The sequence below is a fragment of the Pseudofrankia sp. DC12 genome (genome assembly GCF_000966285.1).
In the GTDB taxonomy this organism is placed as follows: Bacteria; Actinomycetota; Actinomycetes; order Frankiales; family Frankiaceae; genus Pseudofrankia.
Window position 1 is genome coordinate 6,587,159 of sequence record NZ_KQ031391.1, and the last position, 23,278, is coordinate 6,610,436.

At 74.4% G+C, this 23,278-nt stretch carries 18 protein-coding genes and 1 pseudogene; 8 read left to right on the top strand and 11 right to left on the bottom strand.

Translation table 11 applies throughout. The annotated features are described in order from the left end of the window. Positions 1-111 precede the first annotated feature (111 nt). The gene (locus tag FRADC12_RS26680) at positions 112-1,068 is read right to left on the bottom strand and encodes a daunorubicin resistance protein DrrA family ABC transporter ATP-binding protein (protein WP_045878682.1); all 957 of its coding nucleotides are present in this window, start codon (positions 1,066-1,068) and stop codon (positions 112-114) included. 370 nt (positions 1,069-1,438) lie between these two features. Between FRADC12_RS26680 and FRADC12_RS26685 the strand changes: the two genes are divergently transcribed. Next, entirely contained in the window at positions 1,439-2,536 is a 1,098-nt protein-coding gene (locus FRADC12_RS26685) for a MarR family winged helix-turn-helix transcriptional regulator (RefSeq protein WP_045880283.1), read from the top strand. A gap of 78 nt (positions 2,537-2,614) precedes the next feature. On the opposite strand, the gene FRADC12_RS26690 is transcribed toward FRADC12_RS26685, so the two are convergent. The 4 genes from FRADC12_RS26690 to FRADC12_RS26705 all read right to left on the bottom strand — a co-directional run bounded on the left by FRADC12_RS26690 (position 2,615) and on the right by FRADC12_RS26705 (position 8,584). Next, positions 2,615-3,877 carry an FAD-dependent monooxygenase gene (locus FRADC12_RS26690; RefSeq protein ID WP_045878683.1) on the bottom strand — a complete coding sequence of 421 codons (1,263 nt, stop codon included), beginning with the start codon at positions 3,875-3,877 and terminating at the stop codon, positions 2,615-2,617. A gap of 292 nt (positions 3,878-4,169) precedes the next feature. Continuing rightward, the gene (locus FRADC12_RS26695) at positions 4,170-4,799 is read right to left on the bottom strand and encodes a PadR family transcriptional regulator (protein ID WP_045878684.1); all 630 of its coding nucleotides are present in this window, start codon (positions 4,797-4,799) and stop codon (positions 4,170-4,172) included. Positions 4,800-5,117: 318 nt separating this feature from the next. Next, entirely contained in the window at positions 5,118-6,128 is a 1,011-nt protein-coding gene (locus FRADC12_RS26700) for an alpha/beta hydrolase (protein WP_045880284.1), read from the bottom strand. Between the two features lie 122 nt (positions 6,129-6,250). Then, positions 6,251-8,584, bottom strand: a complete 2,334-nt coding sequence (locus FRADC12_RS26705; RefSeq protein ID WP_232304203.1) for a PAS domain S-box protein — start codon at positions 8,582-8,584, stop codon at positions 6,251-6,253. A 541-nt stretch (positions 8,585-9,125) separates the two neighbouring features. Here FRADC12_RS26705 and FRADC12_RS26710 point away from each other — a divergent pair. From FRADC12_RS26710 to FRADC12_RS33605, 6 genes and pseudogenes are all read left to right on the top strand, one after another. Then, positions 9,126-10,103 (top strand): DUF5995 family protein, encoded by a 978-nt coding sequence (locus FRADC12_RS26710; RefSeq protein WP_232304065.1) that lies wholly within the window; start codon positions 9,126-9,128, stop codon positions 10,101-10,103. Between the two features lie 208 nt (positions 10,104-10,311). Beyond that, positions 10,312-11,295, top strand: coding sequence for a PaaI family thioesterase (locus FRADC12_RS26715; RefSeq protein WP_045880287.1), 984 nt, complete (start codon positions 10,312-10,314; stop codon positions 11,293-11,295). Between the two features lie 580 nt (positions 11,296-11,875). Further along, positions 11,876-12,370, top strand: coding sequence for a GNAT family N-acetyltransferase (locus tag FRADC12_RS34615; protein WP_349305913.1), 495 nt, complete (start codon positions 11,876-11,878; stop codon positions 12,368-12,370). 178 nt (positions 12,371-12,548) lie between these two features. Beyond that, on the top strand, positions 12,549-12,695 hold the full coding sequence (locus tag FRADC12_RS30625; protein WP_013424930.1) for a DUF1059 domain-containing protein: 147 nt from the start codon (positions 12,549-12,551) through the stop codon (positions 12,693-12,695). A 25-nt stretch (positions 12,696-12,720) separates the two neighbouring features. Further along, positions 12,721-13,626, top strand: coding sequence for an alpha/beta hydrolase fold domain-containing protein (locus FRADC12_RS26725; protein ID WP_232304066.1), 906 nt, complete (start codon positions 12,721-12,723; stop codon positions 13,624-13,626). Between the two features lie 273 nt (positions 13,627-13,899). Next, positions 13,900-14,254 (top strand): annotated as a pseudogene (locus FRADC12_RS33605) (thiolase C-terminal domain-containing protein); the annotation flags it as partial. Here FRADC12_RS33605 and FRADC12_RS26730 read toward each other — a convergent pair. From FRADC12_RS26730 to FRADC12_RS28865, 3 genes are read right to left on the bottom strand one after another with little or no spacing between them, the layout of a single operon-like run. After that, positions 14,189-15,148 (bottom strand): DMT family transporter, encoded by a 960-nt coding sequence (locus FRADC12_RS26730; RefSeq protein WP_052711204.1) that lies wholly within the window; start codon positions 15,146-15,148, stop codon positions 14,189-14,191. The pseudogene FRADC12_RS33605 and the gene FRADC12_RS26730 sit on opposite strands and share 66 nt — an antisense overlap. Continuing rightward, a complete protein-coding gene (locus FRADC12_RS26735; RefSeq protein ID WP_232304067.1) occupies positions 15,145-15,942 on the bottom strand; it encodes a polysaccharide deacetylase family protein in 798 nt (265 codons plus the stop codon). Before FRADC12_RS26735 ends, FRADC12_RS26730 begins: the two co-directional genes overlap by 4 nt. Continuing rightward, a complete protein-coding gene (locus FRADC12_RS28865) occupies positions 15,939-17,894 on the bottom strand; it encodes an MGDG synthase family glycosyltransferase (protein ID WP_052711205.1) in 1,956 nt (651 codons plus the stop codon). Before FRADC12_RS28865 ends, FRADC12_RS26735 begins: the two co-directional genes overlap by 4 nt. 636 nt (positions 17,895-18,530) lie before the next feature. Here FRADC12_RS28865 and FRADC12_RS26745 point away from each other — a divergent pair. Next, complete coding sequence (locus FRADC12_RS26745; protein ID WP_045878686.1) at positions 18,531-20,330, top strand: CehA/McbA family metallohydrolase; 1,800 nt, start codon at positions 18,531-18,533, stop codon at positions 20,328-20,330. A 32-nt stretch (positions 20,331-20,362) separates the two neighbouring features. Here FRADC12_RS26745 and FRADC12_RS26750 read toward each other — a convergent pair whose 3' ends face one another. The 3 genes from FRADC12_RS26750 to FRADC12_RS35225 all read right to left on the bottom strand — a co-directional run bounded on the left by FRADC12_RS26750 (position 20,363) and on the right by FRADC12_RS35225 (position 23,198). Then, a complete protein-coding gene (locus FRADC12_RS26750) occupies positions 20,363-21,166 on the bottom strand; it encodes an ABC transporter ATP-binding protein (protein WP_232304068.1) in 804 nt (267 codons plus the stop codon). Positions 21,167-21,408: 242 nt separating this feature from the next. Next, positions 21,409-22,653, bottom strand: coding sequence for an IS110 family RNA-guided transposase (locus FRADC12_RS26755; protein WP_052711206.1), 1,245 nt, complete (start codon positions 22,651-22,653; stop codon positions 21,409-21,411). 68 nt (positions 22,654-22,721) lie between these two features. Then, positions 22,722-23,198, bottom strand: a complete 477-nt coding sequence (locus tag FRADC12_RS35225; protein ID WP_084011427.1) for an ATP-binding cassette domain-containing protein — start codon at positions 23,196-23,198, stop codon at positions 22,722-22,724. Positions 23,199-23,278 lie beyond the last annotated feature (80 nt).

A 23,278-nucleotide genomic window follows, 5' to 3' on the forward strand; every position in this document is an offset into this window, starting at 1 on the left:
CGCGGACCGCAGGCCTCGGCTCGATGCCGGCACTCCGGCGGCCGCGGGCCCGGGTGGCACGGAGCCTGGGCGCCGTCGGGCGCGGGCCGGGCACGCGACGGACCGAGCGGGTCAGACGGCGGTGGCGAGCGGGTGGCCGGTGGCGGTGAGGAAGACGTCGTCGAGGCTCGGCCGGGTCAGCGTGAGCGTGAGCACCGGGGTCGACAGGCCGTCCAGCAGGCGCAGCAGGTCGGTGACGGCGCGGGAGCCGTCCTCGACGTACACCCGCATCGTCTTGTCGTCGACGACGTCGACGTCACGGCACCAGGGCTGCTCGCGGACGGTCGGGCCGACCGCCTCGGGGCCGCCGGTGGGCAGCGTCACGACGATGCCGTCCCCGGCGACCTGGCTCTTCAGGTCCTCCGGCGGCCCGGTCCGCGCGACCTTGCCCTTGTGGATGATCGCGACCCGGTCGCAGAGCTCGTCGGCCTCCTCCAGGTAGTGGGTCGTGAGCAGGATCGTGGTGCCGGCGTCGCGGACGGCGCGCAGCTCGGCCCACACCTCGGCCCGGCTCGCCGGGTCCAGACCGGTCGTCGGCTCGTCGAGCAGGAGCAGCTCGGGGGAGTTGACCAGGCCGACCGCGATGTCCAGGCGGCGGCGCATGCCCCCCGACCAGGTGCCCAGGCGCCGGTCGGCCGCGTCGGTGAGGCTGAACCGGGCGAGCAGGTCGTCGGCCCGGGTGAGCGCGTCCGTCTTGGACATGCCGAACACCCGGCCCTGCATGACCAGCTCCGCGCGGGCGGTCTCGGCCGAGTCGGTGCCGCCGCCCTGCGCGACGAAGCCGATCCGGCGGCGCACCGCCGCCCGCTCCTTCACCACGTCATGGCCGGCGACGAGCGCCGTGCCCGCGGTGGGCGGGAGCAGGGTGGTCAGCATCCGCATCGTCGTCGACTTGCCGGCGCCGTTCGGGCCGAGCAGTCCGAAGACCTCGCCACGGTCGACGACCAGGTCGATGCCGTCGACGGCGACGACCGGGTCGGCGCGCCGGGACCGGCGGTATTCCCGGCGCAGCGCCTGGGTTGTGATCATGTGGCGTCCGTTTCGGATTCGGTGGGACAGCCGCGTCCCAGTCTCGGTGACATCGTGACGGCCAGCACCGACAGTTCTCCGAGGGCGACGACGGGCGCCGGGGGCCTGTGGTGGCTGACGGGCGAGGATGGCCGGCGCGGTGTGTGGTGGTGGTCGCGCCGAGGAGGTCCGGCGGTCGCTCCGCCGATTTCCTGCATGAAACTTGTCTGAGTGAGTAAGGCAATGCGATAGTGAGATACCGTTGGTCGCGGTGTCAAGGCCCGGTTTCGCCGGGCCCGCGCTGCCTGCCCGGACCGCCTCGGGACACGGCGGTCCGACCGGCCCGGGACCGGACGGCGGCGGCACCCGGTCCGACAGGGAGGTGGCGGTGATGGAGCGCCAGTCGAGGGAGGCCGACATCGACCTGGAGGCACTGCTGCAGGAGTTGGTGTCGGCCGCGCAGCTCTTCCAGTCCGCGGCCGGGCTGCGGGCGCGGCTCACGTCGACCGAGCTCGCGGTGCTGGCGATCGTGCGCTCCAACCCACGGGTCGCCGGGCAGCTCGCCCTGGCGACCCAGCTGACGACGGGCGCCATCACCCGGGTGCTGGACGGCCTGGAGCGGCGCGGCTACGTCACCCGGCTGCCCGACCCGGGCGACCGGCGCCGGGTCGTGGTTACGGCGGTCGCCGAGCGGCTCGCCGCGCTCGACGTCATGTTCGGGCCGATGACCGAGGCCGCGTCCGCCATCCAGGCGAAGTTCAGCCCCGCCGAGCAGGCGACCATCGCCCGCTTCCTCGTCGCGACCACCGGGATGCTGCGCGACCAGACCGCCAGCCTGCGCGACGACCCCGCCGCCTCGGCCACGCCGGTGACGCTGGGAGCGCCACTGGGCTCGGCCACCCAGGCCCGGCTGCACCTCGCCGGCGGTCTCAAGCAGCTCCAGATCGTCTCCGGCGGCCCCGACTTCCCCGCCGACAGCCTCTACCAGGGCGACTTCGCCGGCGCGGCCCCGACCAGCGAGGTCATCGTGCGCCCGGACGAGACCGAGGTGCGGGTCCAGTTCGGCCGCCGGAACAGGTCGCTGTGGCGGGCCGGCTCGGGAGCCTCGACGCTCACCCTCAGCCCGCTCGTCGCCTGGGCCATCGACGTCCGTGGCGGCGCGCAGCAGCTGGTCGTCGAGCTCCAGGGCGTGGCCCCCCGGTCGTTCTCGCTGACCGGGGGAGCGAACGACCTGCGGCTGCGCCTGGGCGCGCCCGGCCGCGGCGCCCGGATCTCGCTGACCGGCGGCGCCAAGGCGCTGCGCCTCGAACGGCCCGCCGATGTGCCCGTCAACCTGCGCATCCGGGGCGGCGCGAGCGACGTCGTCGTCGACGGCCAGCGCCAGGGCCCGTTCGGGAGCTGGACCTACACCATGGGCCAGGGCACGACCGGCTATGAGCTCGCGATCACCGGCGGCGTGAGCCGCCTCGAGGTCGCCGCGCTGGCGTAGCGACGCCCACGCCGGCGCCCGAGCTGGCCGCGCCCGGCGGACCGGCCGCACCGCCTGCGAAGGCCGCGAGGGCCCGCGTCAGCGGGCTCGGGCCGGTGACCCGGCGGTCACCAGCGCGTCGCCGCCAGGGCCGACACCGGTGACCGGGGCGTCCCAGTCGATGTGGTGGCGCATCGGCCAGGAGAACGACTCGGGGTTCATGAGCCGCATCGCGACCGGCATCATCAGGTCGCGCAGTACCCGGGCCACCGGCCCCGCCGCCTTGTCGCTGTTCGTGCGCTCACCCATCTTGATGATCTTCTCGACGCGGTCGCGCCGCAGGTTCTCGTAGCTGGCGAACGCCTCCTGGTACGGCAGGTCGCGCAGGCAGCGGGCCAGCTGGACGGCGCTCTCGAGGGCGAGCGACGCGCCCTGCCCGGAGCTGGGCGACGTGGCGTGGGCGGAGTCGCCGACGAGGACGACCCGGCCGCGGTGCCAGGTCGCCACCTTGGGCAGGTCCTCCATGCCACCGACGCAGATCAGGTCCGCCGGGTCGGTCCGGGCGATCAGGTCGTCCATCCGTAGCCGGTCACCGGCGAACGTCTCGCGCAGCAGCTCCAGCCAGGCGGCCGGCTCGGTGGCCCTGGCCTCGGCCGCCGCCAGGGACTGCGCCCGCGGCAGGTTGGCGAACCAGCCGCCCGAGCCGTCCGCGTCCAGCACGTAGCCGAAGAAGGCGCGCCGGCCGAAGACGAAGTGCATCTCGGACCCGGTCGGCCCGATCCGGCTGGCGTCGACCGGCCCGGGGCCGAGCCGTGCGCCGAAGCCGAGCAGGCCGACGTAGCGCGGCGCGGGCGCCGCCGGGTCGAGCAGGGCCCGGACCTGGGACCGGATTCCGTCCGCGCCGACGAGGACGTCGGCGGTGGCCGAGGTGCCGTCGGCGAACAGGGCCGTGACCCCGTCCGGGTGCTGATCGACGGCGACGAGGCGCTTGCCGTACTCGACGGTGACGCCCCGGCTGGCGGTGGCGTCGCGCAGCGCGCGGTAGAGGTCGGGACGCCACAGCAGCCGCTGCTCGGCGAGCCCAGCGGGCGCGCCGAGCGTGGCCAGCCGGCGGCCCGCGCCGTTGCGCATCACCATCGAGGTGATGGGGGTGCCGATCGCCTCGACGATCCCGCCCAGGCCGACCGCGGCCAGGGCGTCGAGGCCGTTGGGCGCGATGCTCAGGGTGCCGCCGACACCGTCGGCGGTCGTGTCGTACGCCTCGTAGACGGTGGCCGCGATGCCGGCCTGGCCGAGGGCGACCGCGGCCACCGGCCCGGCGATCCCGCCGCCGACGACGATGGCGCTCCTGATTGTGGACATGGTGAATCCGCCTTTCACAGCAGGGGAGAGCACGCAGATTGGGCAGGCCGGCGGACCGCCTCGTGACGGTGGCGTCGTCGCCCGGGCCTCGGGCCGGGCAGGGCACGGCCAGGGGAGTCGCCGTGCCCGAAGGGGTTGATGGCGGTCGGCCGAGCGGGCCGGCCGGCGTCGACTACGCCGGGCCGGCGGCAGGCAAAGGCTGCCGCGCTCGGGTGGCCGTCAGGCGGAGCTGGGCGTCAGGCCCGCGCGGTCGCAAACGGCGCGGCGGAGCGGCCTCACGCCGGGGATGGTCTCAGGCGTTCGGCTGGGCCGGCGTCTCCGCCGCGAGGGCCGCATGGAACGCGGCCCAGGCCGGGCCCCAGCCGACGTCCGGGTCGGTGATCCGGGTGATCAGGCGCTCGACGAAGGCGGCCTCGGTGTCGAGCTGGGCGACCCGGAACTCCTCCTCGATCAGGAAGAGCTCGGGAACCCCTTCGGCGAGCGAGTCGTCGATCATCTTCTGGACCTCGGCCCGCCCCGCGGCCAGGCCGGTCAGCCGCGCGCGCAGCTGCTCGACGACGTCGTCCGGGTGCAGCGCGCCGACCAGCGACAGCGCGGAGACGAAGCTCGGGTACTCGTGCTCCGGCCGGGCGACCAGCTCCCGCAGCCAGTCGTGCAGCTCGTCGCGACCGGCGGGCGTGATGGCGTAGACGGTCCGCTCCGGGCGCTGGCCCTCGCGCGTCGTCGCCAGCTCGGTGATGAAGCCGGCCTTGGCCAGCTGCTGGACGACCATGTACAGCGAGCCGTGGTTGAACTTGATGCTGCGGTCGTCGCCGTGGTCGCGCAGGGTCCGGCTGAGCTCGTACGGGTGCATCGGGGCGCGGCTCAGGTAGGCCAGGACCGCCAGCCCCAGCAGGTTGCCGACCTTGCGCCGCGCGGCCAACCGGTTCTCCCTCCGACACCCTTGTCACCTCCCATCCTGCCTTGTCGGCGACCGCGCCACGATCCGTCAGTAGCAACTATCCAGGCCTGACTAATCGTTGTCAACCATTTTGGGTCCCGGCGGAAGCGGGGGCCGCGGCCTGTGTCCCGTCTCGGCGCGCATGGTTACGTCATGGCGACCTGGCTGACGGGTTGTCGCCAGCGAAGCTCGCAGACCAGATTCGGTGCGACTCCCCGACAGGACATTCCGCACGGCCAGTATTGATCTTGGGCTACGAGACGGAACAGCCGGGCCGGTGGAGGCCTTGGGCCGGGTCGGTCAGCGTACGTACCTGTCGAGGAAGGCGACGATGGCCGGGAATCGGCCACCCCGCGGGTAGCTCGCGCCGTGCCCAGCGCCCGGCACGACAGTCAGGTCGACCTGGCCGCCGGCGGCGCGCAGCCCGTTCGCGAGCTCCTCGGACTGCTGATACGGGACCGTGCAGTCGGCCTGGCCGTGCTCGATGTCGAACGGCGGAGGCACCTGACCGGAACCGACATAGGTCAGCGGGTTGGCCAGCCACACGAGACCGGGAACGGTGGTGATCTGGTGGCCCAGCAGCCTCGACTCGTAGCCGCTCGGGCTGTCGTGGGTCAGGGCGCTGGCCGGGCATCCGTCCGCTCGCAGCTGACCATCGATCGCCGTGAAGTCGACCGGGCCGAAAAGGTCGACGACGGCCCTGACCGTGCTCGGGACGTTGATGTTCCCCAATGCCGCGTCGTCGGGCGACGCCACGTGGCCCCAGGTACCGACCATCTCGGCGAGGTAGGCGCCGGCGGACTCGCCGAGCGCGCCGAACCTGGCCGGGTCGAGGTCGTAGCCCGCAGCGTTGGCGCGCAGCCAGCGGATCGCCGCCTTGACGTCGACGACGGGCGCCGGGAAGACTCCCTCGGGCGCGAGTCGGTAGTTCACGTTGGCGACGGCATATCCGTGCGCGACGAGCGACGCCGCCGTGTCGTCGAGGTCCGACTTGTCGCCGCCGGTGAAGCCGCCGCCGTGGATGAGGACGACGACCGGCAGCTTGCCGTCCGGGTGTAGCGGCCGGTAGAGGTCCAGCCGCTGCGCGGGCGAAACCGACGCATACGCCACGTCCCGGTCCTCGTACAGCGCCACCCGTGAGCCGTTGAATCCGACCAGCGTCGTGGGCTGGCAGCCAGCGACGGCGAGCGCGACGAGCGCCGCGATCAGCCCGACAGCCGCAGGTCGATGGCCGCGTCCGGGCGTCGCCCGCCCGAATCGTCGCGATGACTCACGCAGCTCCTGGCTCGTCCAGAATGTCACAGCGCGCATCATCCTCGTCCGGCCCCGCTGGCACCACAACGGACATCCGATGCTCGACCACCTGGTTCCGGGCGTCCGTTCGGCTCGGCTGACCGCCGTACGGCCCGGCTCGGGCCGGGCCACCCGGACGGCTACGCGTGCGGCGGGCGGAGGTCGAAGATGGTGCGGCGGACCTCGTCGATGGTCTGGTCGAGGTCGGAGATCGCGGTCGACATCCGGACCGCGCCCGGCTCGGGGACCTGGCGGACCAGCGACTGCAGCCGCAGGCCGACGGAGAACAGCCGTTGGATGACAAGGTCGTGCAGCTCGCACGCGATCCGGTCGCGGTCCTCGAAGACGGCGAGGCGGGCCCGGTCCTCCTGCATCTGGGCGAGCTCCACGGCAGCGGCGACGACATTGGCGACCGACTGGACGAAGTGCGCCTCGTCGCGGGTGAACCGGCGGTGGGTGTGGCTGTGCGCGGTCAGGACGCCGAAGGCCCGGCTGCCGACGCCGATCGGCGCGCCCACGGTCGCGACCGCCCCGTCGCCCTGCAGCCAGCCCTCCAGCTTGAGGTCCGAGCGGCCCGGCAGGTCGTCGATGACCAGCGGCTGGCAGGACGACAGCACCTGCCAGATGAAGGAGCCGGGCGCCGCCGAGACCGCGCCCGCGGCCCAGGCGCCGCCGTGGCGGCCGTAGCAGGTCCGCACGTGCGCGTACACGCCGCCGCTTCCCTTGCCCTCCTCGGCGTCGCCGCCGTCCGGGCCGGGGCGGGCGACCACCACGCCGCCCGCGGTGTCGGACGTCAGCCGGCGGGCCGGGCCGCGGGCCGACGCCATCTCGACGCACTCGATCAGGTCGCAGCGCTCGACCCCGAGAGTGGTGGCGACCAGCTCGACGGCCTCGCGCAGCAGCGCCGGCACGTCGAGGGTGGTCAGCGCCCGCTGGCCGAGGTAGGCGAGCGCCGCCTGCTGGCGCTCGGCGCGGCGCAGGTCGGTGACGTCGGAGAGCATGACGGCGACCTGGGTCTCGCCGTTCTCCTCGATCGGTATGACGGTGGCGCGCAGCGAGCGCCGCGGCCCGAGTGCGGCGCGTCCCTGGTCGGCCTCGAGGGCGGGGCCGTCCTCGGCGACGACGGCCGGGGCCGCGCCGGTCAGCACGTCGAAGTCGCCGATCTGGGCCGTCTGGGTGCGCCGGGCGGTGGCGACCAGGCCCCACGGGCCGTCGAGCGCCGGGCCGTTCGGGACCGAGGGCCGGACGTGCCCCGTGAGCGTGTTCAGCGCGTCGCCGACCTGGGTGCGGGTGCCGGCGAGCCGGTCGACCACCCGGGAGGCGCGGCGCACCGTGTCGTCGGGGTCGTAGATGACGACCCCGGCCGGGAGGTCGTCGATCCTGCCGCCGGTCGGGATCAGCTCCAGCAGCGCGCCCTGCTCGGTGGCCATCTCGGCGCCGAACCGGGACTCGGTCACGTCGATGATCGTGCCGATGTTGCCGACGACCTCGCCGGCGTCGTCGCGCAGCACCTTGGCCCGGATCTGGACCCGCCGGTAGCCGTCCGCGGTGCGGTAGCGGGTCTCGTGGTGGCAGTGGTCCGCGCCCCCGACGACAACCGCCATGAACAGGGCGATGGTGTGCTCGAGCTCCTCGGGGTGGACGTAGTCGATGAACCGGTTCCCGAGGCTGGTCTCGGTGTCGAACCCGGTCAACCGGGTCCAGGCCGGGTTCAGGTACGTCCAGCGGCCCTCGGCGTCGGTGCGGAAGACGACCTCGGCCAGGGTGTCGAGCAGGTCCAGCGCCGCGAGCCCGATGGACATCGGCTCCGCGGGGGCGGCCGGGCTGGCGGGCGCGTCCGCGCTGCTGGCCGGCGACCGCGAGGCGGGCGGCGCGAGCCGCACCGGGCTCAGGGACGCCGTCGCCAGCGAGGTCGATGCGGCGGGCGGCCCGGCCGTGGCCGGCGGCGCCGCCACCGGTGGCTGGTCCCACCGCGTGGCGTCGTCGTCCAGCGGGCTCAGAGCCGCCCCGGCGCCGGGGGGACTGATCCGGGCCGGCCCGGCGTCGTTCTGGCGCGGCCGCGGTGGCCGGGTGAGCTGGCCGCCGACGAGCTGGCCGGCCTGGGCGTTGCTCACGGCGCCGCGTGCAGGCGGGGCGTAGCCGGGCGGCGGGGTGGCTGCTGGGACGGCGGCCACGGGCGAACTGGCCGCGGGCGGGGTGTAGCCGAGCGGGGCCTGGCCGGGCGAGGCCAGCGCGGCCGGTTCGCCGCCCGACCCAGCCGGGCCGTCGGTGCGTTCGGCGAAGGCGGCGCGCCAGGCGCCGAACCCGTTGGTGGCGATGGGACCGGTGCCGTCCTGGTCGGGACCGGAGTTCGGCGGGTGGCCCGGCTCGGCGGCGTCGTGCGCGGGAGGGTGGCCGTCCGCGTCCGCCCCGCCGCCCCGGTGGGCGCCGACTCCGTCCGCTCCCGCGGAACCGGGTGGCACCGCGTCCGTCATGCCCACGCCGTCCCGCCTCCCCTGGCACCGACCGGCGCCGGCGAGGCCGCGCACGGGCCCGCCTGAAACGCCTGCGCAGAACGGTGCGCGGCTCGATACCGTTTCGCCACCGTACGCGCTTGCCGTGTGGGTCGTCACGACGCTGGACGGATCCGTGCCCGCGCATACCCGGTTCGCACCTTGGGGCCGCCTCTGGGAAGGCTTGTCCCGGGTGCCGCCAGGCTGGGCGCGCAGGTCACGCGATATGCCGCACCGAAAACCTGCCATCTGGTCATGGGTAACGCGGACAATTCCGCGGCGGCGCCATTCTCGGTGTGCTGGTACGGGTGACGGGAAGCGTTCCCGGCACCGTCCAGGTTCGCCACGCGGATCCTCGGCCGTCACGCCGGCGGAACGGCCGAGGTATTTCGAGAGCCGGTCCGCGGGGAAGGGGAGGCGTCTCCCGATCGCGGAAAGCCGGCCGACCTGGGCGGACGTGGCCTCGCGTTGTCCTCCTCCGCGGCGGGCGTGAATCGGCCCGGTGGGGTCATAGGGTGGCGCAATGGGGGATTCGGTCAGGCAAATACGCGGCGTGGGCAGGCACCGGGCGCCGGCGCGACGGCCCGCCGCCACGTCGGTGGCCTTCGTTCTCGGCGTCACCGTGGCGGTGACGCTGACCGCCTCGCCGGCCCGCGCGGACGGCCCGGTGCCGCTCACCGGGCTGGCGGCCTACCAGCCGTCCCTGTCCCCGTGGTACACCCCCGAACAGGTAGACGAATGCCTCGCGGGCAGCTACGACTGCGTGCCGGTCACCATCGGCCGGATGAGCGCGATCCTCGACGCGCGGGCGGCGAGCTGCGACCACCTGGCGCCGTTCGCGCTCGCCTACCTGCGGACCACCCAGGAGTACCAGACGGTGGCGGCGCAGCCGGGCTTCTTCCAGGACGCGCCTTTCGTCAACGTCGAGGACGCGTTCTTCGCCGCCTACTTCTTCGACGCGTACGACAACTGGAATTCCGGCGCCACCACGGCCGTGCCGCGGGCCTGGCAGATCGCCTTCGGCGCGGCGCGGGACAGGACGATGTCGGGCCTCGGCGACATCCTGCTGGGGATGAACGCCCACATCAACCGGGACCTGCCCTACATCCTCGCGGGGCTTGGCCTCGTGGCCCCGGACGGCACCAGCCGGCATGCCGACCACGAGAAGGTCAACGTCTTTCTGAACATGATCGTCACGTCCCTGCTCGACGAGGAGGCGGCCCGGTTCGACCCGACGGTCAACGACCTGAAGAGCCCTTACGGCATCACCTATGACGCCTTCATGGCCATCATCGTCGGCTGGCGGGAGAACGCCTGGCTCAACGCGCAGCGCCTCGTCGCCGCCCACACCCCGGCCGAGCGGTCCGGCGTCGAGGCGAGCATCGAGACCGAGTCGGTGGTCCTGGCCCGCGGCGTCCAGACGGCGTTCGGCTACCCGCCGCTGCTGAACACCGGGCTCGCCGCGTCCCGCGACCGCTACTGCGCCGCCCACCACGGCTGAGCCGTCCCGGCCGGGCGGGTCATGCCCGGCCGGCCGGCCCGGGCGAGCCACCGCGGTCACCCGTCGGCCCAGGCCAGCTGTGGGGAGGTCCGGGCTGGTCAGGTGAGTCGTTGGGCACAAGCCCGGCCGGTCGGCCGAAACTCGGGGCATGATCGACCGGGAGTCCCGGGCGGTCGGCGCGGGCCGGGGTGGGCGTGGGAGGCACGGCGTGGCGCGCGCGGCGGCCAGGGAGTCCCCGGAGACCAGGATGCGGGTGGGCCCCACGATCCGGGGCGACGGCCTGCGGGTGTCGATGCTCGTCGGTCCCTGGATGAACGGGCTGGACGGCGTGCCGACCGCCGGGTCGCTCGGGGTGATCATCGACGACGCGGTCGGCGTCGAGGTGCACAACCACCGCCCGCCCGGCACCCACTCGGTCACCACCGAACTGGCGCTCGACATCGTCGTCCCGCCGCCGTGGTCCGGTCCTGAGCTGCTGGCCACCTCTCGGGTAGCCGGCGTCGGCCCCGCCGACGGGGTGTCCCGGGCCGAGATCCGCGCCGGCGACGGGCAGCTGGTGGCCATCGGCACCGGGCGCAGCCGGTTTGTCCCGGCCGAGGGCATGCACGCCGCCGCCGCCGCCCTCGAGCAGGACCCGCCGCCCCGGGTGATGCCCGCCGACCACCGCGACCTGCTGGAGGTCCTCGGTGTCGCCGACCTGGCGGGGTCGCTGAGCTTCGACCCGGACCTGACGGCCGACGCCGAGATCGCTCGCCAGCACGCGGTCTTCCCGATCCCGACGCCCCGGCCGAGCGCCGGGGCCCCGCCGCTCCCCGCCCGGCCCAACGGCCCGGCGGGGGCCGCCGTCGCCGTGCTCCATGCGTCGGTGGCCAGGCTGGTGGTGCCGCCGGTCGAGGCCTTCGGCAACGGGAGCGGCACGATGCACGGTGGGCTGCTGCTGGCCTGCTCGGATCTCGCCGCGGCTGGGCTCGCCGGTGCGCTGACGCCGGCGCCGGCGCCGGACTACGCGACGTCGGTGCGGATGAACCTGCTGCGCCCGGCGGTGCTGACCGCCCCGGTGATCTTCACGGCGACCGTGGTCCACCGCGGCCGCGCCCTGTCCGTCTACCGGGTCACGTCCCACGGGCCCGCCGGCAAGCCGTACACGGTGGCGACGATCACCCGCGCGGCCCGGCCGGACCAGGGACGCTGAGCCCCCGCCTGCCGCGCGACCCGGTCGGCCCCGCCGACGGGTATCCGGCCAGCTGACGAGACCGGCGAGCGTCCGGTCCGGGGAGCCCGGCCCGCCGCCACGGTGGGGGAGTCGCGGCAGCGGGCCGGGGATCTTTCTCCGGGAGGGAGGCCCCGGGACCGGCCCGGGACAGGGGGCCGGGCAGCTCGCACTTCGCCCAACGGCCGGCCGGCCGGCCGTGTTCCGGGCCCGCGCGGTCGTCTGTGCGACATCCGGCCGAGCCCGGGGCAGGGCTGGGACCAGCCATCGGGCCCGGCCGGCGGCCAGGAGCGCGCCGCGCCGTCGGCCGTTTCCCCGGCGGAAGGTGCGGCCCGGCCCGCGGGCTGAATGAGCGGAGTTGTGCGCCAGTCCCTTTGTTCACTGATTGACTGGACAAGGCTGGCTCCGCAGAGTCGGTGACATGCGGTCGTACTCGTGGCTGACGCGTCGGCGTTCCCTCGACTTCGGGCACCTGGCGGCCAGCCGCTGTCGGTGAGCATCGGCCTGGTTCGCCGGCGCCCCACCGGCCGCTGCCCGTGACACCGTGAAAGGTGGCGCCATCGTGCCCACTCCCGACGCCCCTGTCCCGCTCTCCGTCCTCGACCTGGTTCCGCTGGTCTCCGGCTCGACTCCGGCCGAGGCCCTGCGCAACTGTCTGGATCTGGCCCGCGAGCGGCTGCGGCTGCGTGAGTCCGGCGGCAGGATCTACGACCTCGACGTCGTCGGGCGCCCGGACACGTTCCCTGGGGCCGGCGGCGCGGTGCGGGCCTTCGTCGTGCTGGTCCCGGGCGACGGCGAGCTGCTGCTGGAGAACATCGCCGTCGACCCGGCCGAGCAGGGCCGCGGCCTCGGCCGGCTGCTGCTGGACCTGGCCGAACGGCGAGCCGTGGCCCTCGGCGCCACGTCGGTCTGCCTGTTCACCCACGTCTCGATGACCGAGAACCAGCGGATCTACACCGCGCGCGGCTACGTCGAGACCGGGCGTCGCGGCGAAGACGGTCTCAAGCGGGTTTTCTACCGCAAACGATTGCTGCCAGGCGACATCGCCCCGCACTAGGATGACCGTGACAGGCGCGGCAACCGGGCGGCGGGGCCCCTGACCGGCTTCGGCTGGCGGCGGGCACCTGCCAGTAACGATCTGACCGGTGGGAATAACGCCCGCGTCTGGCCGAGAGGACACGGCCCACCCCGCGGCCCCCGGGCCGCGGCCGGCCACAGCTGGCACAGGAGGCGCGATGAAGACGACCCTCGACTGCCCGTGCGGGACCCGAGTCGTCGGCAAGGACGAGGACGAGCTCGTCGAGAAGACGCAGGCGCACCTGCGCGAGAAGCACCCCGACCTCGACTACGGCCGCGACGAGATCCTCTTCATCGCGTTCTAGGCCAATGCCGAGCCTGCGGGCGAGGATGCTAGACACGGTCGCCCTCCCGGTGCTGCGGGGCCGGTCCTGGACGGCGCGAGACGTCCGGGCCCGGGTGGCGGCGCAGGCGGCGAGCCCGGCGGTGGTCCGGGCGCCGCGGTGGCTGGGCCGGTTCGCTCGGCACACCGTCACGGCTCACGCCGGCTGGCCGGTCCACCAGCTGACCCCACCTGCCGGGCCGAGCGTCGGCCCGGCGGGACCGGGCTCGGTCACCGTGCTGTACCTGCACGGCGGCGGTTACATCGCCGAGCCGGTGCTGTGGCACTGGCTGCTGGTGGCGCGGCTGGCCCGGGACGTCCCGGCGCGGGTGGTCCTGCCGCTGTACCCGCTGGCGGGGCACAGCAGCGCCGCGGACGTCGTCCCGAGCACGGCAGATCTTCTCGACGAGCTGCTGGGCGAGACACGGGCGGCGGGCGGCCGGCTGGTCGTGATGGGCGACTCGGCCGGCGGCGGGCTGGCGCTCGCGTCCGCGCAGGTGGCCCGCGAGCGCGGCCACCGCCAGCCGGACCGGCTGGTGCTGGTCTCCCCGTGGCTTGACGTGACGATGACCCACCCGGACCAGCCGGTGATCGCCCGGCGGGACCACATGCTGCGACTGGACGGCCTCGCCGAGGCGGGCCGCCACTACGCCGGGGCGCTTGACGTGGCCGACCCGCTCGTCAGCCCGCTGAACGGCTCGCTCGCCGGTCTGGCCCCGCTGACCGTGCTGTGCGGCACCCACGACGTCCTGCTGACCGACAGCCGGCGCCTCGCCGCCGGCGCCGCCGAGGCTGGCGTGGCGGTCGACTACCACGAGGCGCCCGGCCTCCCGCACTGCTACCCGCTGGCGCCCATCCCCGAGGCCGCCGCCGCGCGCACGGCCCTCGTCGCTGCCTGCCGCGCCGACCGCTGAGCCGCCACGGCGGCGGACCTCCCAGGTGGGCCGCTTGTATCGCCACCTGGGTTCGAGATATGAACTTATAGGTGATGATCGGGTGCGGTGCTCGAACGGTTGCCTTCAGGCCGGGCGGGGTGACACGCCGGGTTTAGAACCAGGTTTCCCTGCCAAGGCCCGGTTGGGCCGACCGCCGGGTGGCTTTCGGCGAGGCCATCTTCGTCGGGCCGGCCTCCACCCGTCCCGCTGACCGTGCCGAGCTCCCCGGGTCCGCGCTCGTCCAGAGCCCGGAGCCGGATCTCCGAGAAGAACCACACGCACTCGACGCTGAACCCGCTGGCGTCCTACCAGAAGCGGTTCACTCTCGACCAGATCATGAACGATGTCATGATCGCCTACCCGAACACCCGGCCGATGTGCTCGGCGAACTGCGATGGCAGGGCGCCCGTCAACGTCTCCGGCCGCCTGGAGTCGAAGGGCCACCCGATCGCGGCCACCGGGATCGCCAACGTCTGGGAGATCGCGACCCATCTGCGCGGCGAGGCCGGCGGCCCGCCAGCTGCCGAACGCCAAGATGGGCCTAGCCCACGTGATCGGCCTCGGGAACGCCTGCGGCGTCCACATCCTCGAGCGCGCCGCCGCCTGACCTGGGCTCCTGCCGCCCGGGCCGGCGCTCCAGGAGTGCCGGCCCGGGCCCGGCGGCGCGGGCCGGGGAGGTGACCGCGAGCCAGGTGCCGACGGCCATGAAGACGCCGGCCAGGACCAGCCCGACGGCGCGGGGGCCGGTGGCGGCGAGGTGCTCGTGGAAGACCATGACCCCCAGTGCCAGGCCGACGACCGGCTCGGTGAGCGTCATCGCGATCAGCGGTGCGGTCAGCGTGTCCTGGAACGACGCCTGGCTCAGGACGAACCCGGCCGCGCCGAGCAGGGCCAGCGCGTAGAGCGGCCAGCTGGACAGCAGCCGCCACGGGTCGCTCGCCAGCAGGTCCGTACAGGCCTTGAGCAGCCCGGCCGTCATCCCGAAGATCAGGCCGTTGGCCAGGCCCAGGCAGGTCGCCCGCCGCGTCGGGGACGCCCCGCGGGCCGCCGCCAGCGCCGCGGCGGCGAGCACGCCGACGATCAGGGCCGGCGGCAGCCACGTCCGCGCGGACGGCGTGAACGCTCCGCCGCGCGGGTTCGCCGCCAGCAGGAACCCGACGAGCCCGACGGTCGCGAACGCCGCCGCCGCGAGGTCGCGTGGATGGGGGCGGTGCCGGTCCAGCGCCGCCTCGAACGGGACTGCCAGGAACAGCCCGCCTGTCAGCAGCGGCTCGACCAGCGACAGCGGGCCGAGCGCGAGCGCGGCCGTCTGGGCCGCTACGGCACCGCCGTCGCAGATCACGCCGGCCAGCCAGAGCGGCCGACGGGCCAGCCGGATCACCAGCCGTGGGTCCAGCGCGCCGTACCGCGCCTCCTGGCTGGCGGCGTGGTGCTGCAGCGCCGAGGTGGCGCCGAAGGTGGCCGCCGCCAGCAGTGCCAGCGCGATCGCCGGCCAGCTCACCCGCGGCCCGTGACAGCGCCCGGCAGCGCGAAGTGCTCGGCGAGCGGCCCGACCCGCAGCCCCTGATCCGCGCACTGCGCGAGCAGCATCGGCACGGCTCCCAGCGCCGCGTGCCACGACAGCGGCGCCGACGTGCAGTCGGAGTCGTGCAGCAGCACCGTGCCGCCGCCGGCCAGGTCCTTGCGGATCGTCGCCAGCACCGACTCCGGCGTCGCGCGCGCCTCCCAGTCCCGGCCCCAGGCCGTCCACAGCACGGGCCGAAGCCCGAGGCGCCGCGCGGCCGCCAGAGAGCCGGCGCTCAGCACGCCGTACGGCGGGCGGAAGAACACCGGCTGCCGCCCGGTCACGTCGCCGATCAGGTCGCGGGCGCGGGCGATGTCGTCGTAGAGCGCGGCCGGGGTCCGGAACGTCGTGTACCGGTGCTCCCAGCCGTGCACCGCGACCTCATGGCCGGCGTCGACCAGCTCGCGGCCGGCCTCGGGGGCGTGCATGAGCATCGAACCGAGCAGGAAGAACGTCGCCTTCGTCCCCGTCGCCGCGAGCGCCGCGATGAAGGCCGGGGTCGACGCCAGGTCCGGCCCGTCGTCGAACGTCAGCGCCACGTGGTCGGCCTTGCCGATGCCGGCGAGCCCAGGCAGCAGCCGGGCCCGCAGCAGCGGCCAGGACGTCACCGCCGGGCCCGCGTAGCCGGCCGCGACCGCGGCCGCCGCGGCGGCGGCGATCCCGCCGGCCGCCGCCCGGCGGCCCCTGGCCCGGGTGGCGATCACCGCGGCGGAGCCGGGCTGGCGGCTCACGTGTGCCTGGCCAGGGTCGCGGCGCGCAGCTTCTGGCCGACGATCAGACCGTCGCGCTGGGCCAGCGTGACCGGCAGGCCGCAGTCCGGCGTGGCGGCGCATTCGACGAGCACGACTCCTCCTCGGCCCAGCGGCGGTATCGGCGCCCCGCCCTGGACGCGCGCGTTGGGCACGACGATTGTCTCGTCCAGGTACGACACGGTCGCCAGGTCGACGGCGTCCAGGTCGCCGCCGCTCAGGAAGGAGACCGGCCGGGCCCCGCCGAGCCGGTGGATCGCGAACGCGGTGTGCCCGATGGCCGCGCGGCCGTCGACGAGCCCGGTCCGGTACGGCCGGCCGCCGCCGGCGTTCACCACCTGCAGCCCGGACGTCGCGACCACCCGGGCGAGGCCCGGGTCGCGGCGGACGAGCCCGGCGTCGATCGCGACGGCGGCGTGCGCCTCGCGCAGCAGTGCCAGTGTCGCCGGGGTGAGGTCGGTGTGCTCGTCGGGGTGCACGACGATGTAGATCGCCTCCTGGCGGGCCGGGCGGGCCGAGTCCAGGCCGTGCGCCACCGCGATCGACGTGCCGAAGGTGGCGTTCCAGCCGAGGAAACCTGCCGTCGCGGCGGCGAACGCCGCTCGCCGTGGCCACCGGCGCCGCGCCTGGGCCCGCGCCGCCCTGGCCCGGGCGAGTGAGGCCGGCCGCTGTGCGGCGTCGTCGTCGATCGCGCGCTCGAGCACGTCGGACGGGTCGTCCTGGAACAGCGCGAGCCCCGCGGCCCGCTGCCGGCGTCCTCGCGGCCCGTCGACGAGCCCGGCGAGCGCGGGGCCCAGCTCGGCCGGCCGGCGGATCCAGGTCGAGACGCCGGCGGCGTGCAGGGCGGCCGCGTTCGCCCTGCCGTGGCCCGGGATCGGCCGGTAGCTGGCGACCGGCAGGCCGCTCGCCATCGCCTCCAGCGAGGTCAGCCCGCCGGCGTTCTCGACCAGCACGTCGACGGCGCGCATCAGCCCCGGCATGTCGGACACCCACCCGAGGGGGTGGCCGAGCCCCGACGCGGCCAGCCGGGCACGCAGCGCCTCGTTCCGGCCGCAGACGATCACCGGGACGGCGGCGCCGGTCGCGACGATCTCCGCCGCCGTGCGTTCCACGTCGCCGACACCCCAGGACCCGGCCACCAGCAGCGCGAGCCGGCCGCCCGCGGGCAGCCCGAAGGCCGCCCTGGCCTCGGCCCGGCCGGCCGCCGTGGCCGGCCCGAACCGCGGGCCGACGACCGGGCCGGTCACCACGACCCCGGCGGCGCCGAGCCCGTGGGCCTGGTCGGCGCTGACCTCGTGCAGCACGTAGTGCCCGTCGATGCCGGGCGCGACCAGCAGCCGGTGCACCGAGAAGTCGGTCAGGAAGGTGAACGCCGGCACGGGCAGCAGGCGCTTGCGGCGCAGCCTGCCGACGAGCTGCCCAGCCAGCGGGTAGGTCGCCAGAACCGCCACGGTGTCGGCCGGCAGCAGGGCCAGCAGCCGGGGACGGAACGGCGCGAGCACCGTCCGGCTCAGCAGCGAGACCCCGCGGGGCACCGCCGCGACCCAGAAGATCGCGCTGTACACCCAGGGCGCGCGGAACAGCATCGTCTCGTACGCGGTGCGCATCCCGCTGCCGAGCAGGTGGCCGAGGATGTCCAGGAAGTCGTGGACCTCGACCTCGTAGCCGCGGGCGCGCAGCAGCCGGGCCCATTCCCGGGCGGCGCCGTCGTGGCCGGCGCCGACGCTGCCGGTGATGACCACGACCCGCCCGCCGGGCGCGATCCCGTCGGCCTTGGGCGAGGCCTGCGCCCGGCTGTCGCCGCCGGGCCGACCGAGGCTGGTCGCCGGGCCGGGCGGGCGGTCTCGTCGGGTGCCGGCCGCCGTGGCGAGCCGGGGCGGCGGCGGCTCGGGCGCCCGGCGCCGCGCCGAGCGCCGGAAATACCTGTTCTTCACGGCTTGGCCGCTCGTGGCGCGACCCATCTCACAGCGAACCTCCACGGAGCTGGCCAATGCGCAATGAGCTGATGTCGCACTTTAAGCGTGGAAGCGGCGCCGTGGCGACCGGAAGTAGGGCTGAATGTCAAACAGGCGACAAAGCCGGGCTGACGGATCGGCTTGTGGTCATTCGGTCACCGGGCCCGGCCTGCGTACCAGCCGGTACGTCCCGTGCCTGCGGGTACGGAAGGCTGACGTCGCGGGAGCTTGGCCATCCAGTCCCGGCGGCCCGGCGATACCGGCCGTTGTTTCCACCGGTGTGTAGCAGTGGATTCCACTACCGTGTCGAAGAAAGGACATTGTCGCGCCGGTCGGCGACGGCCGGTCTACCGGCGAGTGGCGAACGGGTGGCGGCCTGGCCACCACGTCGTTTCCCGCGCGGCGCGCGAGCGGCCCGCCTTCGCAGACCTCGCCGGACGTCGGCGCCCGCCAGCCGCCGCCCGGCGAGACCGAGGCGGACGGCGGGCCACGAGCCGGCGAACACCCCGCCCCGGCCGGGCCGCGGGTCGTGGCGTGGCGCACACTGCCGCCATGTGCGGGCATCACGGCAACGGCGAACCCTGCCGAGACCTCCGACCGGACGCGGGCCAGAGCGTGGACCACCGGTACCTCGCCGACCGCTACCCCGACGCGCCGTCCCCCGACGCGGCCGTCCCCGCCGCGGTGCCGGGCACTGTGGCGCCTACCGCCAGCCCGGCCACCAGCACGGCGCCGCCCGAGCCCGCCGGCGCACCCAGCCGGCGGCGGGTCCTCACCCTCGCCGGGCTCGGCGGCGGGGTGCTGCTCGCGGGCGGCGCGGCGGCGCTGGCGGCCTGCTCGGACGGCGCCAGCGCCGGGGGCCCCGGGGCGCCCCGCGCCACCGTCACCAGCTTCCCGCCGTCGCGGACGCTCCAGCTCAAGCGCACGATCACCCAGGCGGGCGACTACGTCTACCTGCCCTTCGACGTCGGCCCCGGCGTCAACCGGGTCGAGGTGTCACTGGCGAAGGCCGACCCGTCCGCCAAGCTCGGTGTCGGGCTGTTCGACCACCGCGGCCCGGCGTACGGCTCGCCCGGCTTCCGCGGCATCTACGGCGAGGAGCGCTCCGCGTTCTACGTCGCCGCGGACAGCGCCTCGCAGAGCTTCCTGCCGGGGCCGGTCGAACCGGGCCGCTGGACGGTCATCGTGCCCGTCTTCGGCCTGACCGCCCCGAGCCAGATCACCGTGACGGTCACCCTGTCCGGCGGCCCGGCACCGGCGCGGGCGTTCACCCCCGGCGCGACGGTCGGCACGGTGCTCGACCGGCCCGGCTGGTACCGCGGTGACCTGCACTGCCACACCCCGGAGTCCTCCGACGCCTGGCATCAGCGCACGGCGCTGACCCCGGCGGCCTGGGCCAGGACCTGCCGGCAGCTCGGCCTCGACTTCGCGGCGATGACCGACCACAACGTTGTCTCGCAGAACCTCTTCCTCGCCCGCGACGCCGGCTCCGACATGCTGCTGATACCGGGGGAGGAGATGACGAACTGGTTCTTCGGCCACGCCACCGTGTCCGGCATCGACGTCGGCTCCTGGCTGGACTTCCGGCAGAGCCCCGACGGCCAGGCGCTGCCCGAGAACGGCGCCCGCATCGACCGGTTCATCGCCGCCGCGCACGAGATGGGCGCCTACGTCGCCGCCGCCCACCCGTCGTTCCCGGGCCTGAAATGGCAGTTCGGCGCCGAGATGGGCCGCCAGTCCGGCCGCACGGCCGGGTACGAGCTGTGGACCGGCTCGTACGGCCCCGACGACGAGCAGTCCGTCCAGGCCTGGGACGCCATGCTGCGCAAGGGCTGGCGGGTGTGGGCCAACGGCGGCAGCGACCTGCACGGCGTCGTCAGCGGTGCCACGCTCGGCTTCCGGGCCGGCACCCCGACCACCGTCGTCTACGCCGAGGCGCTGTCGACCAGGGCGGTGATCGGCGCGCTGCGCGCCGGGCGGGCGTTCGTCACCCGCCGGCCGGACGGCGCCGAGTGCTACCTGACGGCGACCCGGCCCGGCCAGGCCGCGGTCGTCGGCGGCGACGTCTACGGCGCGGCCGGGGACCCGGTCGGCGTCAAGGTCCGGATCCGCCGCGGCGGCGGGATGCGGGCGATCATCCTGACCCAGGCCGGGACGCTCTCGACGACCCAGCTGACCGCCGACGACCAGACCCTCGAGGCGACGGTCCCCATTCCGCCGTCCGGCGGCTTCGTGCGCGTCGAGGTCCGCGGCAACGGCCACACCTACGCCGACCGCCCCCTGGCCGCCGAGGGCGACATGGAAGCCCTCACCAACCCGATCTTCCTCACCGTCGGCAACCCCCCGACCGGCTACCGACCGATGACGGCCCCACCGTCCTCCCGGCCCGGCCCCCGCCGAGTGGCCGCTGCCTGACCCTCGACGAGCATCGACGAGGTGTTGGAAGGCTAAGGCGGGCCCGAACCGGTCGGCGACGCGTTGTCGCCCGGTGTCTCGTGGACCAGGCGCTCGGGAATCTGGTCCGCCGGCTGTCGCGCCGAGGGGACCGGGCCGTTGGTGTAGAGGCGGGTGATGACGTCCTCGATGGCGGGCTCGCGGATCGAGAGGTCGACGACCGGGTAGCGGGCGGCGAGCTCGGCGATGAGCGGGGCGGCGCTCGCGGTGGCCGGGAACGACAGCCACTGGCGGGGGCCGTCAACGCGGACCACCCGGGCGCCCGGCGTGGTGACGGAGACCGGGGGCACGGGGCCGGGGAGGTCGACGATCAGGGTGCGGTCGCCGCCGAGGCGGTCGCGCAGGGCCGCGAGGTCGCCGTCGAAGCCGAGCCGGCCGTGGTCGATCACGAGCACCCTCCGGCACAGTTGTTCGATGTCGGCGGTGTCGTGCGTCGTGAGCATGACGGTCGTCCCGTGCTCGAGGTTCGTCTCGGTGAGGAAGGAACGCACGGCCGCCTTCGAGGCGACGTCGAGCCCGATCGTCGGCTCGTCGAGGTAGACGATGGCGGGATCGTGCAGGAACGCCGCCGTCAGGTCGCCGCGCATCCGCTGCCCGAGCGAGAGCTGCCGCACCGGCGTGCCCAGGAACGGGCCGAGGTCCAGCAGGTCGACGAACCGGTCGAGGTTGGCGCGGTACCGGTCGGCCGGGACCCGGTAGAGGTGGCGGACCAGCTCGAAGCTGTCCCGCAGCGGCAGGTCCCACCACAGCGTGGACCGCTGGCCGAACACCACCCCCAGACGCTGTGCCAGTCGCATCCTGTAACGAAAATGGACGTAACGGTGGGCGCGCCAAAGTGACCGCGGCGGCTCTTGGCCGCTGGGTCGTGCGTGGTGGTCAGTGAGCGTGACGGGTCAGGCGGTGGCTGCCGGCTGGGTGAGGGTGACCTCGAAGCCGAGGCGTTCCAGGCGGCGCTGGGCGGTGGCGGCCTGCTTCGCGGTGTCCTGGCGGTTCGCGTGGTAGTCGGCGCCGAGTTCGTTGTAGCGGGCGTCGGGGTCGTTCAGGAGGTGCCAGATCGTGGTCGTGAGCGAGCGGGAGACCGCGACGATCGCCTTCTGGGGGCCGCGGTTCGCGCGGATCCGCCGGTAGCGGTCGCCGTGGAACGTCCGGGTCCTCGACAGCGCGAACACGGCCTGCCCCAGGACCCGGCCACGTAGCGGTTGCCCTTCGCGGTATGGGCTGGTCCGGACCGGCCCGCGGACTGGTTGGCCTTCGGGACCAGCCCGGCCCAGGACGCGAGGTGGCCCGGGGTCGGGAACGCCTCGACGTTCGTCCCGATCTCGGCGATGAGCGTGTGCGCGGTCTCCAGGCTGATCCCGGGGATCTCAGCGAGCCGTTCCGCAGCGCTGAGCCGCGCCCCGCCGCCGTCCGGCGGCGGGGCGTCCGCGTCCGGGAGTGCCCCGCCGCCGGTGGGGCCCGGGCTGTCCGGGGCTGGCGGGCTGTCCGGGGCTGGCGGGCTGTCCGCCAGGGCCGCGACGGCCTCGGCGATGGAGGCGTCGAGGGCGGCGATGTCGGCGTCGAGCCGCTCGACCCGGTCGATGATCATCCCCAGGACCAGGGCGTGGGCGTCCTGGAAACTGCCCTGGAACGCCCGGACCAGGTCGGCCCTCCTGTTCCGCAGCGTGCCGCGGGCCAGGTCCGCGAGTACCGCGGGTTCCCGTTCCCCCACGACGAGCGCCCGTAGCATCGCCCGGCCCGACACCCCGAACAGCTCACTGACCACGGCCGACACCTTGATCCCGGCGTCCTCGAGCAGCTTCTCCGCCCGCTGCATCTCCCGGGACCGTTCCCGCACCGCCGCGATCCGGTAACGGGAGATCAGCCGCAGCTGCCGCTGCTCCCTGCCGGGCACGAAGCTCGGCTGGCACATCCCCTTCTCGGCGACCTTGCACAGCCACACCGAGTCGATCTTATCGGTCTTGGGCCGCCCCGGGAGGTGCTTGACCTGGCGGGCGTTGACCAGCCAGCAGCGCAGCCCCGCGGCCTCCAGCACGTAGTACGGCGAGCGCCAGTAATCCCCGGTGGCCTCCATCACGACCAGCTCAATGCCCTGGCAGACCAGATGATCGGCGAGGTTGACCAGGTCGGCGGTCATCGTGGACCAGTCGGTCACCTCCTGGCGCCGCCGGCGACCCCCGCCGTCGGCCGGCACCCGCAGGCACGCGACCAGCCCCTTCTTGCCGATATCCAACGCGGCGACCCGCTCCACGAACGGACCCGCCTCCTCCGTCACCTCGGTGGCCACAACGGACCGACCGCCTCTCCCCACACGTCGGGACACGGCAAGCCACCCGGGGAGCCAGGGCAGAAAACTCAATCTGTAACGCGCGCTCGCAGCGCAGTGCACAGCCCGACAGGCAGGCTCCCAGCGCCAGACTCTGACACGCCCTCACAAGGCGGCAAGGAGGCATCGGCGTCGACGGACAGCTCAAACAGCATCATCCCGGACCATGCCCGCCACACCACGCCAGGTCCCAGCCAGCCACCCAGACGGGCCAGCCACACATTTTCGCGCTTGCGCGGCCGCCCCGAAGGGCCCGGGAGACTCTGACGTGAGGGATCAAGATCGAGTACACGGATGTGCCCCGCCGTGGGAACCAGGATCCCCACCAGCATCTTGATCGTTGTGGACTTCCCCGCCCCGTTGGGGCCGAGGTAGCCGACGATCTCGCCGGGTGCGATCTTAAACGAGAGATCGCGAACGGCCTGCATGTCGACACGCTCCCGCCGGAGCCTGCCCGTCCGTTTGCGGAGGACGAAGGACTTTGTAACCCCCTCAACCTCAATCATGGCCACATGCTCCCAGGTGGCCTCTGCACAGTTGGTATGCGGCTGTAGTCGCGTGATTACGTGGCCATCTGGTAGCGCGC

Coding starts and splice junctions, on each gene's coding strand:
- FRADC12_RS26705 (WP_232304203.1), bottom strand. CDS start 8,584: ATGACGGACGCGGTGCCACCCGGTTCCGCGGGAGCGGACGGAGTCGGC.
- FRADC12_RS30625 (WP_013424930.1), top strand. CDS start 12,549: ATGAAGACGACCCTCGACTGCCCGTGCGGGACCCGAGTCGTCGGCAAG.
- FRADC12_RS26725 (WP_232304066.1), top strand. CDS start 12,721: ATGCTAGACACGGTCGCCCTCCCGGTGCTGCGGGGCCGGTCCTGGACG.
- FRADC12_RS26750 (WP_232304068.1), bottom strand. CDS start 21,166: ATGCGACTGGCACAGCGTCTGGGGGTGGTGTTCGGCCAGCGGTCCACG.
- FRADC12_RS26700 (WP_045880284.1), bottom strand. CDS start 6,128: ATGCGCGCTGTGACATTCTGGACGAGCCAGGAGCTGCGTGAGTCATCG.
- FRADC12_RS26680 (WP_045878682.1), bottom strand. CDS start 1,068: ATGATCACAACCCAGGCGCTGCGCCGGGAATACCGCCGGTCCCGGCGC.
- FRADC12_RS26690 (WP_045878683.1), bottom strand. CDS start 3,877: ATGTCCACAATCAGGAGCGCCATCGTCGTCGGCGGCGGGATCGCCGGG.
- FRADC12_RS26710 (WP_232304065.1), top strand. CDS start 9,126: ATGGGGGATTCGGTCAGGCAAATACGCGGCGTGGGCAGGCACCGGGCG.
- FRADC12_RS26685 (WP_045880283.1), top strand. CDS start 1,439: ATGGAGCGCCAGTCGAGGGAGGCCGACATCGACCTGGAGGCACTGCTG.
- FRADC12_RS35225 (WP_084011427.1), bottom strand. CDS start 23,198: ATGATTGAGGTTGAGGGGGTTACAAAGTCCTTCGTCCTCCGCAAACGG.